The organism is Cronobacter sp. EKM101R (genome assembly GCF_963888145.1).
GTDB classification, from domain to species: Bacteria; Pseudomonadota; Gammaproteobacteria; order Enterobacterales; family Enterobacteriaceae; genus Cronobacter; species Cronobacter turicensis.
Genome location: NZ_CAWPHW010000010.1, coordinates 1 through 14,418, shown reverse-complemented (window position 1 = coordinate 14,418; position 14,418 = coordinate 1). Strand labels below are relative to the sequence as shown.

Genomic DNA, 14,418 nt, shown 5'->3' with positions numbered 1-14,418 from the left:
GGCCGGTGATATTGTTAAAATGACGCAGGCGCCTCATCCCTGAGGCACCGTGGCGTTAGACCATATTGACGTGCAGTCCGTGCTGGATCAGAACATCTCCCAGAGTGTTGCTTTGCGAACTGTTATGCCAGACGTCGAACTGCAGGCCGTCCACTTCCCGCTGTCCGCTCACTTCCCAGATATCGCTGCCGCCTTTCACCAGATTGACCTGATCCCCGTTCACGCCTTTGACGAGCAGATCGTCTTCCGGCTTGTCGGTTAAGGTCAGCGCCTGGTGCAGATCCAGCGTCAGGCTGTTGGTGCCGGACTTACCGAGGTCGAAGATCTCGATGTGCTGGATCTGTCCGCTCAGCGCGGTCAGGTCGAGTTTGATATTGACGCCATCGATAACCAGCGTGTCGGTCCCCGCGCCGCCGTCGAGCGACGCAAAGCCGAGCGTGGCGAGGTGAATCGTGTCGCTGCCGCTGCTGCCCTGCACCGATTCGCCGCTATAGCTGGTGCCGTCGGCGAGATCGATGCTGATCCCGCCAATAGTATAGCCACCCGTCACGCTGGCGCTGTCGTCCGCCGGGGTAGTGCTGTCCTCATTATTCGTTTCTGTGATCGCGGCGACAGCGGCGATTTTCGCCGTCGCGGCGGTTTGCTGACTGTCGGTCTGCGTCGCGGTCTGGCTGCTCTCATCGGCAAGGGCGAACAGCGCGGCTTCATGCTCGACACTCGCGGCGGCGAACGTGGCTGGCGGCGTGGTGGAGATAATCTGTCCGCCGAGACCCACGTTAAGGTAGCCGGTGTTGCCCGCCACATCGGTAGCGTAAATATTCAGGACGCTGGAGAGCGACAGCAGTTGCAGAATATTCAGCCCCAGACCGAGGTTCGCGGACCAGTTGCCGTTGCTGTCGGTCAGCGCCGTGGTGTTGACCGTTCCGTTCAGCAGCGAGAGATGCACCACCGAGCCCGGCGCCAGGTTGGCGGAGCCGCCGCGCAGCGTCAGCCCGGTCGAGAGCAGCGTGAGCGGGTTAAGGCTTGCCAGCGGCGTAAACGTCAGCGTCGGGGTCGTGAGTTTCACCGTTACGTCGCTGCTGGTGCTGTTGACGTTGCCCACTTTGTCCGTCACCGACACGCCCACTTTCAGCGCGCCGCTGTTCAGCCCCTGCAAGATGGTGCTGGTGACCGGCAGCGTCCAGGTGCCGTCGCTCGCGACAGTGGCGTTATAGGTGTTAGTGCCGAGCGTCACTTTCACCGTCGCGCCATCCGCCGCGCCGCTGATTTTCCCGCTGATGGTCTGGCCGCTGCCCGCTTCGCTGACGTTGAGGTAACCGTCGTTGCCGAACAGCGAGGTGAGCGACACGGTCGGCAGCGAGTGAGTGACCACATTCAGCAGACCGCTGGTGCTGGTGCTGTTGCCCGCCGGGTTGGTGACGCTGGCGTTGACCGTCAGCGAGCCGTCGAGCAGCCCACTGAGATCGGTTTTCGGCACCGACAACTGCCAGGTGCCGTCGCTACCGACGGTCGTGACGTAGTTTTTACCGCCGAGCGACACCGTGACCTGCGAGCCCACGGCGTTGGTGCTGGTCCCGGTAATGGTCTGGGCGCTCAGGATATCGGTGGCGTTAAGGCCGTTATCGCCAAACAGCGAGGTGATGGCGAGCGTCGGCAGCGCGCCGATGTTCACCGTCAGCCCGCCGCTGGCGCTGGCGGTGTTGCCTGCCGCATCGCGGGCCGTCACGGTAACGCTGAGCGGGCCGTCGGTCAGCCCCTGAAGAGAGGTAGTCGGCACCGAGACTTGCCAGGTGCCGTCGGCGCGCACCGTAGTGTTAAACGTCAGCGCGCCCAGTTTAACCGTCAGCGCGCTGCCCGCCGCCAGATTGGTGGCGGTCCCGCTGATAAGCTGCGGGCTGAGCAAATCGCTCAGGCTCAGGTTGCTATCGCCAAAGACAGGATTGACCGCCACCTGCGGCAGCGCCTGGACAATCGCGCTCACCACCTGCGATCCGGTCGCCACGTTGCCCACCGGGTCGGTAACGCTGGCGCTGACCGTCAGCGTGCCGTCCTGAAGGCCTTTCAGCGTCGCGGCCGGGACGTTCACCGACCAGGCGCCGTTATTAATGGCCCCCGTAAAGGTGCTGCCGCCCACGTTAAGCGTGACCGTACCGCTCGCGAGATTGCTGGTGCCGGTAATGAGCTGCCCGGCGTTCGCTTCCGTCGCGTTCAGCCAGCCGTCGCCGCCGAAAAGCGTATTAATGGCGACCGTCGGCAGCGAGGTAATGCCCACCACCACCGGCGCGCCGTTAACCGTTGTGGTATTGCCGTCCGGCGTCGTGATAGTGACGCGCGGCGTCAGTGAGCCTTCCGCCAGCGAGGCGAGATCGGTCGGGTTAAGCTGAATAGTAAAGCGCCCGCCGGTGCCTACCGTGCCGGTAAAGGTGCGTGAACCGAGCGCCACGCTGACGCTGGAGCCCGCCGTCGCGTTAGTCACCACGCCCGAAATGGTCTGGCTGACCAGCGCCTCAGTGGCATTCAGCAGCCCGTCGCCGAAGACCGAGAGCGAGGTAAGCGCAGGCGCCACCAGATCCAGCGTCAGCGAGCCCGTCGCGGAGGCGGTATTGCCACTGGCGTCAGACGCGGTCACGGTCACCGTCTGGTTTCCGGTCGCTAACCCTGTCAGCGCGGTTTGTACGGCTTCCGGCAGGTTGACGCTCCAGACGCCGTTCGGGCCGACCGTCGCCGTAAACGCTGGCGTGTTGCCGATCTGAATGGTGATTGTCTGCCCGGCGAGGCCCGTCGTGGTGCCGCTCAGCACGCCCTGCAACAGTTCAGGAATGCTCAGCGTGCCGTCGCCGAACAGCGAGCCGATATTAATGGTCGGCAGGTTATTAATCGCGACGTTAAAGGTCGCGCCGGTAGTATTGACGTTACCCGCATTATCGGTCACCACCACCTGCAGCGCGGCCTGACCATCCGGCAGCGCGCCGAGCAGCGTGGACGGCAGCGTCGCCGTCCAGCGCCCGGCCTCATCCACCACCGCCGTCAGGCGCTGGCCCGCGAAGTTAACAATAATCGACGAGACATTTTCCGCATTGCTGACGACGCCGCTGATGGTCTGGTTAACGGTGCTCTCGGCAAAGTTAATCAGGTTATCGGTGCCGACCAGCACCTGGCTTACCACCGGGACATCGGTCAGCGCGAGGTTGATGTCGATAATTTCGTTACGCACGTTGCCAAAGGCATCGGTGACGTTGAGCTGCACCTGAAGGGTGTTATCGACAATGCCCTGCCAGAGGCTTGGCGGGAAATCGACCGAAATGCGTCCGTCGCCAGCCACCAGCGCGTTCAGCGGAATGTTTACATCGGTGCCGACGAGCGTTGCAGTCACCGTCGCGCCGCGGTAGTCGCCGCTCAGCTGACCGGTCAGCGTCTGCGTCACCAGCGATTCCGCCACGTTCAGGATGCCGTCGCCGCCGAACAGATCGTTCACCAGGATGCCGAGGCCCTGATTCAGCGCCACGTTCAGCGCGACGTTATTGGTGGACGTATTGCCCTGCGCGTCGGTGGAGGAGATGTTGATGACCTGCGCGCCGTCGGTCAGCGTATTGAGATCCAGCTGCGGGAAGGTGTATTTCCAGTTGCCGTTCTCATCCACAGTGGCGGTTTCGGTCAACGGGCCGAGACGCAGCGTGACGGTCTGGCCCGGCTCGCCGGTGCCCTGCAACAGCAGGCCCCCCGCCGCATTCACCGTGTTAAGCACCGCAGGCACGCCTGCGGCGTCTACGGTCAGCAGCGGCCCGGTGGTATCCAGCGTGACGTTACGGGTGGCGGTGTCGGTGTTGCCCGCCGCATCGGTCAGCGTCGCGGTGACCGGGTAACTCCCGTCAGACAGCCCGTTGAGCGCGCTTTGCGGCACGGTGACGTTCCACGCGCCATCGTTACCCACCACGGCATAGTAAGTTTGCCCGTTGAACGTGACGGTAACCTGACGCCCCGCTTCAGAGGTGCTGGCGGTGCCGCTCAGCACCAGCGGCTGACTGGCTTCGGTGGCATCGATAATATTATCGCCCGCAACAGCGCTGATAGTGACATCCGGCGGTACGGTATCCAGCGTCACCGTTACGTTGGTGGCGGCAGGTGTGGCGCCGTCGGTCGTCGCAACAATGGTGTAGTTGCCCTGATCCGGGAACTGCGTGGCGGGCACATCCAGCGACCAGCTGCCGTCCGGCTGAACGGTCGCCGTGCCGACGGTCGCGCCATTAATCTGCACGGTCACTTCCGTCACGCCGCCAAGCGTGGTGCCGGAAATGGTCACCGCATCGCCAAGCTCGCCCGCGTTAATGATGTTATCGCCCGCCACCGGGTTGATGGCGACAGCGACGGCGGGCGGCGTGGTGTCGATCTCTACATTCACCGCAGGCGCGGTCGCGACGTTGCCTGCTTTATCAGTCACCGTAGCGGTGATCTGCTCGGTGCCGTTCGTAAGCGTCGCCAGCTGCGCCGGTGAGAGCTGAAGCGACCAGGTATTGCCGTTCTGTACCGTGGTAGTGAAGGTCTGGCCTGCGAGCGTGACCGTGATGGTCTGCCCCGGCTCGACGTTGGTCACCGTACCCGTGATGGTCTGGGTCTGCTGGCTCTCCGCCCCGCTCAGGCCGTCGCCGCCAAACGGCGCGTCGATGGCGAGCGTCGGCGCGGCAAGCGACACATAGAGCGGCGCGCTGGTGGCGGCGGTATTGCCCGCGCCATCCACCAGGCTCACATTCACTGACTGGAGGCCGTTGGGTACGCTTGCCCAGTCAGCAGCCGTGAGATTCAGCGTCCAGGTGTTGCCGGTCACGGTCACACGGTCAGGCCCGAAGGTCTGATTGCCAAGGGTAACGGTTATCTGGCTGCCCGCCGGGAGATCGCTGGTCAGCGTGCCGCTAATGGCGCTGGCGGCCCCCGCCTCGGTGATATTGACGTAGCCATCGCCAAACAGCGGCTGGGTGAGCGCCACCTGCGGCGGCGTCAGCGCGGCCTGGAATGTCACGTCAATATCCTGGCTATTACCGAAGTTATCCTGCGCCACAATGGTTAGCGTGTGTTCGCCCGGCGTCAGCCCGGAGAGCGCGCCCGCCGGGAGCGGCAGCGTCCAGTTGCCTGCGTTATCAACATTCGCCACATAGGTGGTGCCGTTAACGTCGATAGTTACCGTCACATACTGGTTATTGCCCGTAATGCCCGTCGTGCCGGCAAGCGTCAGCGCTCCGTTGGCTTCGCTGATGTTCAGAATGTCGTTGTCGCCAAACAGCGTGGTCGCCACAGGCGTCGGCAGTTGCGTCTGAACCTGGAACGAGCCCGGCTGGCTGTCAACGTTGTCGTAGGCGTCGCTGACGTTCACCGTGAAGTTTTGCGTACTGCCCGACGTCAGGCCCGAAAACGCCGTGGACGGGAGCGTCACCGACCAGTCGCCATTCTCAAGCACCGTGCCGGTGTACGTATTACCGTTCAGCACAATCTCCACCGTCTGGCCCGCGCCGCTGACGCCGGTGCTGCCGGTAATCGTCTGGGCCACGCCCGCCTCGGCGTTATTGAGCGCGCCGTCGATGAACGGCGTATTGATGGTGGCGTCCGGCACGGCGTTAATGCGCGCTTCAAAGCTGGAGGTGCCGGTATTGGTGTTGCCCGCCGTATCGGTGACGACCACGGTGACAGGGATGGTGCCATCCGGCAGCGCTTGCAACTGCGCAGGCGTGAGCGGCAGCGACCAGTTGCCGTCGGCATCCACCGTGGCTTGCACCATCGTGCCGTTATTGAGGCTCACCATCACGGTATCGACGCGCCCCGCCGGCAGACCCGTGGTGCCGCTGAGCGTGCCGCCCGCGTCCGCTTCGGCGACATTCAGAACGCCATCCGTAAACGGTACTGTCACAACCGGCGTCGGGAGCGGATCGGCATAAACGGTAAAGGCGGTATCCGGGCTGGTCACGCTGTTGCCCGCGCGGTCAGACACGGTGACAGAAAGGGTGTGATCGCCCTCCGCCAGCGCGTCTATCTGCGCAGGCGTCAGCGCCACGGTCCAGTTGCCGTTGTTATCTACGGTGCCGGTAATCGGCTGGCCGCCGTCGATAGTGATCTGCACCGTCTGGCCCGCGCCAGTCAGCCCGGTGTTACCGGTGAGCTGCTGGCCGAGCGCGGCTTCACTCTGATTGATGCTGCTGTCGCCAAAGAGCGGGTCCGGTACGGCCGCGGTCGGCAGGGTACGCAGCACATCCACCGCCACGCCCGCCGTCGCCGGGTTGCCATACTGATCCTGCGCGGTGACGTTCAGCGCGTACTGGCCGTTTTGCAGCGCATCCAGCGCATCCGCGCCGACGTTAATCTGCCATGCGCCGCCCGCGCCAATGGTGCCGTCCAGCCTGACATCGCCAATAGTGACCACAATCGGCGTGCCTTGCGCAAGGCCGGTCGAAGTCCCGCTAATCACCCCGCCGCTCTGAATTTCGGCCAGGTTAATCAGCCCGTCGGTGAAGACGGTGCCGATGGCGACAGTCGGTACGGTGTCGTTACCGACCGTGACCGGCAGCGGCAGCGTGCTGGTATTGCCGTTCGGCGCGGTGACGTTGAGCGTCAGTTGCTGCGGCCCGTTATCCAGCGCCTGCAACTGCGCCGCCGGAATGGTGATACTCCAGGTGCCGTCATTGCCCGCCACCGTAGAGAGGGTCTGCCCGCCGATAACCAGTTCAACCGTCGAGCCCGCCGTTGTGGTGCCGCCAAGCGTCTGCTCGGTCAGCGATTCGCTGACGTTCAGAATGCCGTCGTCCAGGAAGCTGCCAGGGTTGAGGCCGTTCGCGGGCACGGTGGTATCGACAGACACAGAACTGCTGTCGGTGGCGGTGTTTTGCGCCGCGTCGCGGGCGGTGGCCGTGACGGTATAGGCGTCATCCGGCAGAGCGGAGAGCGCCGAGGCTGGCACCGTCACGCTCCACTGGCCGTTAGCCCCGGTGGTGCCGGTATAGGTGACGTTATTGAACACCACGCTGACTATCGTGCCCGGCGCGAGATTCAGCGAGGTGCCGGTGATGGTCAGATCCTGGCCGCTCTCCTGGCTGTTGATGATGTCATCGCCCGCAATGGCGTTTAGCGTCAGCTGCGGCTGCGAGCCCGGCTGAGCCGCAAAAGTGACCGGATACTGGACAAACGCCTGGTTGCCTGAGGCGTCCGTCACCGTCACGCCGATAATCTGCTGACCGTCGGCGACCTGCGCCAGCGCCGCGTTGGGTACCGTCACGCTCCAGGTGCCGTTCGGCTGCACCTCGCCCGTGTACGTCTGCCCGTTCAGGGTGACGCTCACGGTCTGTCCCGCCTCCACGCGGGTGGTGGTGCCGGTAATTTGCAGCGGCGACTGCGCCTCTGTGGCGTTGATAAAGTTATCGCTCGCTACGGTGTTGACCGCCACCAGCGGCGCATTCACCGGCGAGGCATCCAGCGTCAGCGAGACTCTTTCGCTCGACGTATTGCCCGCCGCGTCGCTGACGGTCGCGATAACGCTGACCGGGCCATCCGGCAGCGTGGTGAGCGCGCCCGCAGGCAGCGTCACGCTCCAGGTGCCGTCGCTCTGCACCAGCGCGCTGTAGCTCTGCCCGCCTATCTGTACCTGCACGGTTTGCGGGTTTTGCGGATCGTATGGCGTCGCGCTGCCGCTGATGGTGAGCGGCTGCGCCGCTTCCGTGGCATTGACGATGTTATCGGCGGTGATGTCGTTCACGGTCAGCACCGGCGCGGAGAGATCGACCGTGATAGTGCTTTGCGACGTGTTCTGGTTGCCCGCAGCGTCGGTCGCGGTAACGACCAGCGGCGTCTCGCCGTCTGTCAGCCCTTGCAGCGCCGCAGGCGGCAGCGTGACGGCCCAGTTGCCGCTGCTGTCCACGACGGCGTTATAGGTCTCGCCGTTAAACTGCACGGTGACGGTTTGTCCTGCGCCGCTCACGCCGGTAGAGCCGCTCAGCGCGCCGCCTGCGCTCACTTCAGCGGCGCTGATGATGCCGTCGGTAAACGGCGTATTCAGCGTCACTTCCGGCAGGTCGGTGGTGATGATGGTAAAGCTCTGGTTGCCGGAGACGACCGCGCCGTTTTCATCAGCCCCAGAGACAGTCAGCGTCGCTTTGCCGTCGCTGATATCCAGCGCGTCGGCGCGCGGTACGGTGACGCTCCAGCTGCCGTCGGCGCCGGTGGTAGCGGTGTATTGCTTGCCGTTAAGCGTAATCGTGAGCGTGGTTTGCGGCGCGAAGTTCACGCTGCTGCCGCTCAGCACCAGACCGCCTGCGATATCGTCAAGCGAGACGCGGTTATCGCCGGTCACTGGCGCGACCGTCAGCGCGCTGATATCGGTGTCGACGCTAAAACCGCGATCGAGACTGACGCTGTTGCCCGCCGCATCGCTCACCGCTGCCGTGATGGTGTAAGTGCCGTTGGCCAGGCCCGTTAAGGCGTCGGCTGGCAGATTTACCTCCCAGCGGCCAGCGGAATCCACCACGCCGGTGAAGGTGTCATTGCCAAGCGTGATAGTGACGGTTTGGCCTGCAGTAACGTTGGTGGCGGTGCCGCTCAGCGTCACGCCGCTCGCGCGCTCGCCTGCGTCAATCACGCCGTCGCCTCCGACCGGATCGATGGTCAGCAGCGGCGCGCGCGCCGGATCGACCGCGACGGTAATCGGGCGCGTGGCGGTTGAGGTGTTGCCTGCGGCATCCGTCACCGTCACGTTAAACTGCGCCTGGCCGTTCGGCAGCGCCTGGAGATCCGCCGCCGGAATATTTACTGACCATTCGCCGTTCGCGCCGGTCACCGTCGTGGTATAGGTTTTCCCGTTCAGCGTGACGGCGATAGCGTCGCCCTGCGCCGCGCCTGTCGCGACCCCGGAGAACGCCTGCGCCTGGCTTGCTTCGGTGATGTTCAGCGCGTCATCCTGCGCGAAAGGATTAATCGTCAGCGTCGGCGCTTCAACATCGACGGTAAAATCGGTGGTGGTGGTCTGGCTGTTGCCCGCCGCATCGCGCACGACGATTTGCAGCGGCACCGGCGAATCATTACCGGTGAGGGCATCCAGCGCGCCGGAAGGCAGCGTCACTGACCAGTTGCCGTTCGCGTCCACCGTGCCCTGATACGCCTGACCGTTAAGGGTGACCGTCACCGCCTGGCCTGCGCCGGTAACGCCCGTTTTACCGGTCAGAACCTGATCCACGCCCGCTTCCGCCTGGCTTAAAGTGCCGTCAGTAAACAGCGGATCGATGGTGGTATCCGGGAGGTTGTTGATAATAACGGTCAGCGTATGGCTGTCGCTGACGCCGCCCTGCTGCGCGGTGGCGGTGACTTCATAGGTGCCGTCCGCCAGCCCCTGCAAATCGGCCGCCGGTACGGTGGTCTGCCAGTTGCCGCTGGCGTCGACCGTCGCGGTGTAGTTGATGCCGTTGAGCGTGACGGTGATGTCGGTATTGGCCGGGAGCCCGGCGCTGGTGCCGCGAATGGTTAACGGCGAATCCGCCTCGGCACGGTTAATAAAATCATCATCGGAAATAATACTGATGGCGACGCCGGACGCCGCGGTATCCACCGTGATGGGCGCCTGTATCGTCGTCGTCTGGTTCCAGGTATCGGTGACGCTCACCTGAATGGCGTTATCGCCATTAGCCAGCCCCTGGAGCACCACCGCAGGCACATCCACGCGCCAGTTGCCCGCCGCATCCACCGTCGCCGTGGTGCTCCACGCGCCGATAGCCACCGTCACCACGCTGCCCGGTTCGGCATTGGTCACGCTGCCCTGCAACGGCTGCGCGGTTTTGATCTCCGCCGCATCGAGCGCGTTATCGCCCGTGAACGGCGTGACGGTAACGGACGGTTGGGTGGTTTTTACGTTCAGCGAATCAGTGACTTGCGCGGTGTTGCCCGCCGCGTCGGTGGTGGTGACCACAATCGCATTGGCGCCAGGCGCAAGATTACCAAGATCGGCGGCAGGCAGCGTGATTTGCCAGTTGCCGTCGCTGCCGGTGGTGGTGGTGTATGTCTGGCCGTTGAGAGTAACGGTGACGGTCTGCCCCGCTTCAGAGCTGTTGCCAGAGAGCACCTGATCGGTGGCCAGCTCCTGGGCATTCAGCTTGCCGTCGTCGGTCAGCGCATAGAGCGAGAGCGCGGGCGGCGTGCTGTCGACAGTCACACTTGAACTGGTGCTGGCGCTGTTGCCTGCACCGTCTGTGACCGTAACCACGATGGGCGTCTGCCCAGGCGGCAGCGTTTGCAGCTGCGAGGCAGGAATGGTTACGCTCCAGCCGCCGTCAGCCCCTGCCGTGGTGGTAAACGTCTGGCTGCCGAGCTGTACGGTGACCGTCTGGCCGCTGCCGCTGACGCCCGTGTTGCCGGTGAGCGTCTGGTTCTGCTGCAGATCCGCCGCGCTCAGCACGCCGTCGCCGAACGGCGTGACGATGGTGGGATCAGGCAGATCGTTAATCTCGACGTTTATCACGCGATCCGCCGTGGCGGTGGTCTGCCCGGACGTGACGGTCGCCGTCACGGTGCGCGGGCCATCCGGCAGCGTCGCCAGATCCGCCGCCGGAATGAGCACGCTCCAGTTGCCTGCGCTGTCCAGCACGGCGGTGTAGGTTTTATCGTTAAACGTCACCGTTACCTGCGCGCCCGGCCCGGTCACGGTAGTAACGCCGCGAATTTCCAGCGGCTGGGTGGCTTCCGCCGCGTTGAGGTAGTCATCGGTCGAGAGAATGGCGATTGAAACCGACGGAACCGTGCGATCGACGGTCAGGGTATCGGTAACGGTCAGCGGCGCGCCGGCGCCGTCAGGCACGCTAACGGTGAGCGTCGCGGTGCCGTTGGCGAGCGCCTGGAGATCGCCGCTCGGGATAGTCACCTGCCAGGTGCCGTCGCCGCCGACGGTGGCGAAATAGTTCTGGCCATTGAGCGTTACCGTAACGACGGTGCCAGAAGCGATATTCTGCGTGGTGCCGCTCAGGATTTGATCGACCGCGAGTTCTGAGCCGTCGAGTACGTTATCCCCCGTGAAATCATTCACCGCCAGCACCGGCCGGTCAAAGTTGACCGTAAAGCGCGTTTCACTGGTGGTGGTGTTGCCCGCGAGATCGGTGATGCTCACATTGAGCACATACTCCTGCCCGTTCTGCAACGCCAGGAGATCCGCAGACGGAATGGCGGCCTGCCAGTTGCCGTCCGCACCGACCGTCGCGGTATAGGTTTTGCCATTCAGCGTGACGGTAACGGTTTGCCCTTCTTCCGCTACGCCGGTAGAGCCGCGCAGAATTTGCGTCGTGGCAGCCTGTTCGCCGCCCAGCACGCCATCCGTAAACGGGATCAGCTGTAAGCCGGGCGCCACGGTATCGACGTTGATATCCACCGTCTGGTTCACCGTGTTGCCGTTGACGTCAATCAGCGTCACGGTGATGGTATTGAGCCCCTGCGGCAGGGTTTGCAGCGCGCTCGCGGGCAGCGTCACGCTCCAGCTGCCATCGGCGCCGATAACGCCGGTGTAGGTGTTGCCGTTGAGCGTAACCGTGATGGTGCGGCCCGCATTGGCGGCATCCACCACGCCGCTTAGCACCTGATTTTGCAACACTTCGCTGCTGTTTAATATGTTGTCATCGGTAAGCGGATCGAGCGCGATTTCCGCCGGGTCCGGAGTTTCGCCGCCGCCGTTATCACCGCCGCCATTGTCCCCACCGCCGTTATCGCCGCCGCCGTTATCGCCGCCGCCGTTATTGTTGTCGTTGTTGCCGCCACCGTCGCTGCTGTTGCTGGCCGCAATCGCCACGCCCGAGATAGCGCCGATCGCCGCGATACCGCCCAGCGCCTGGAGCGTGGTCAGCCCTTCTGCGCCGGTAAGCGCGCCGAGCGAAGTGTCAGCCAGCGTCGGGGTGATCGCCTCGGCGACCGCCGGGCCGGGTTCAGAGGCGAACGGAAACAGCGCATGATGCACGCCCTTGTCATCTTCAAAGATGAGTTCGCTGTGCTGGCCTTCCGCATCAAGATGGAAAAAATTCTGGTAGCGAACCGTTGTCCCGTCTTTCATATGGACAATCAGGTCATTCCCCTGCCGTTCGTAAGAATTAACCGTTTCGGGAGAAGCATTTATTCGCACAATGCTGGTCTGGGATAAATTGACCACCCGGTCAGCATTCTGTGAATAATGGGTAATCACATTTCCCGTATCCTGATTAAGAATATCGACGGTTGGCGAAAGACTATTTTGAACGGCCATTCTTCATTTCCTCTGACTGGGGAAGCACACAGCCCTGCATAAGTGTTCATTAATGGACACTTATGGGTTACCCCTTACCAGACAGGGCGGCAGCGGGGAGGTGTATTTACTCGAAACGAGTTGAAATACTTGTAAAAAACCATAAAAACAATGATTTAGTGAAAAGCGAAGCGGTTTATATGTACAAAACCTTAACAAAATGTATAAGCAACGCGGTGCGGTTTGGCAAAAAAATCATAAAAAAAAGAGGGCTTGCAGAACTAAAAAAGATGGTCTAGCTCAATTAATTTATTGCTAAATAAAGGGAATTTCAAAGAAGGCCACAACCGTTATTAATGCCAATGGAAATCATCAAAAATGAATTAATAAACGCATTTTTAAAGAAGCGTAAAAATATATCCTATTTTGAATGCGCTTTTATTTACCTGGAAGGCAGAGGGGTATTTGGCGAGTGTTATATTTAGCCAGTTCATCATTTTGTGAGGACTCTCTCGTTTTTATGCAACTTCAGCGCCACCCAACGAAAAGCGCAAAAAAGCAGCAATCCCCATGCGAAGCGATATGGACTGGTCACGCATGGGTAAACTCTGTTATACTTAGCGTTACACTTTTGGGGCTGATTCTGGATTCGACGGGATTCGCGAAACCCAAGGTGCATGCCGAGGGGCGGTTGGCCTCGTAAAAAGCCGCAAAAAAATAGTCGCAAACGACGAAAACTACGCTTTAGCAGCTTAATAACCTGCTTAGAGCCCTCTCTCCCTAGCCTCCGCTCTTAGGACGGGGATCAAGAGAGGTCAAACCTAAAAGAGATCGCGTGGATACCCTGCCTGGGGTTGAAGCGTTAAAACTAATCAGGCTAGTCTGGTAGTGGCGTGTCCGTCCGCAGCTGCCAGGCGAATGTAAAGACTGGACTAAGCATGTAGTACCGAGGATGTAGGAATTTCGGACGCGGGTTCAACTCCCGCCAGCTCCACCACTTTTGATAGGACTGCAACCGGACAGAGGCAATAAATACAGTCACTTACGGACACTGACCAGACAGTATGCAGACCGAGAAAAGACAAAAATATACACGTGAAATGCACGTGCACTCTGAGAGAACCCCAGATCCCACGGTCTGGGGTTTTTCTATTTGTAACTATGAGTAACGAAAACCCATCCGTAATTGAAGTCATGTTTCAGGACTTAAGTTGCTCTTCATAGGCAGAGTAGTTTATGGGGGCATTAAATGACTGGCCGTTGATTCGTGATGCTATCCATGCTGTGAATGGTATGGGTTACGACACCAACTACTTGCACATTATCCAGAGAAGTCCCTTCTAGCGCCTCGCCATCGTCTGTAATGATCGCGCTTTTAGTGATGAAGCCGAACTGTGTATTGCCGTACAGTGAGAATAGAATCGTGACACCGATGCTAGGCATTAAACTGATATCGATCACCGCGTAGCCGGTAGAAGTCTCAACGATGCGGCTGTTCATACCAATAGCGCATATCCCATCGAGAGTTACGCGGCGCTCGATAAAATCGGTGGCGGGAGACAGGAAGCCCATAATCGGCTCCTCCGTTCAGGTTGTACATCACCAGGGTACGGCTTTCACCCTCCTCGGTCGATATGTCTTTAAACGTCGTCAGGCAGGCCTCCATCCATTCGTTCGCCTGTTTTAGCGACCAGTTCCAGTTAACAGCAGCCAGCTCTTTCACAACGTCAGCAGTCGTTACGGTGCGGCGATCTTCTTCGTCGCTGCTGCGATTCAGTTAGCATGCAACATGTTTGGTACCAATGGATATTTTGTCGTGCCCACCAGCAAAGGCGGAAAGGTCACGGCGAAAACGCTCAACAACGGGTGGAACGAGCCGCCGAGAAAAAAGCCGGGGTAGTCTTTGGTTGTAACTTCCATGACATCAAAGCGAAAAGCATCTCTGACTATGAGGGGTCGAGTCGCGACAAACAACTTTTTCAGGTCACAAAATGGAAAGTCAGGTGCTGATTTATGCTCGATAAGTGAAGGTAAATCCCTCACTGGATGCACCACTTCTGACGGGACACGACTGAAATTTCGGAGGGTAAAGTTGAACAATATTCCAACAGCCCCAAAAGGAAAGGGGACGCCTTTCGGCATCCCCTTAAATTGGTTGGCGGAAGCGCAGAGATTCGAACTCTGGAACCCTTTCGGGT

The 14,418-nt window shown here is 61.1% G+C and carries 2 protein-coding genes, 1 other RNA gene and 2 pseudogenes; 2 read left to right on the top strand and 3 right to left on the bottom strand.

Annotated features, from left to right (window positions below; genetic code table 11):
- Positions 1-55: 55 nt before the first annotated feature.
- A complete protein-coding gene (locus AACV31_RS08270; protein ID WP_165157005.1) occupies positions 56-12,241 on the bottom strand; it encodes an Ig-like domain-containing protein in 12,186 nt (4,061 codons plus the stop codon).
- A gap of 612 nt (positions 12,242-12,853) precedes the next feature.
- Here AACV31_RS08270 and ssrA point away from each other — a divergent pair.
- Positions 12,854-13,217, top strand: a transfer-messenger RNA (tmRNA) gene (gene ssrA, locus AACV31_RS08265).
- 248 nt (positions 13,218-13,465) lie between these two features.
- Here ssrA and AACV31_RS08260 read toward each other — a convergent pair.
- Positions 13,466-13,792: a hypothetical protein gene (locus AACV31_RS08260; protein WP_165157003.1), complete on the bottom strand. Its 327-nt coding sequence runs from the start codon at positions 13,790-13,792 to the stop codon at positions 13,466-13,468.
- Positions 13,793-13,799: 7 nt separating this feature from the next.
- A pseudogene (locus tag AACV31_RS08255) lies at positions 13,800-13,997 on the bottom strand (hypothetical protein); the annotation flags it as partial.
- Here AACV31_RS08255 and AACV31_RS08250 point away from each other — a divergent pair.
- Positions 13,989-14,244, top strand: a pseudogene (locus tag AACV31_RS08250) (integrase); the annotation flags it as partial. The pseudogenes AACV31_RS08255 and AACV31_RS08250 overlap by 9 nt on opposite strands.
- Positions 14,245-14,418: the final 174 nt, after the last annotated feature.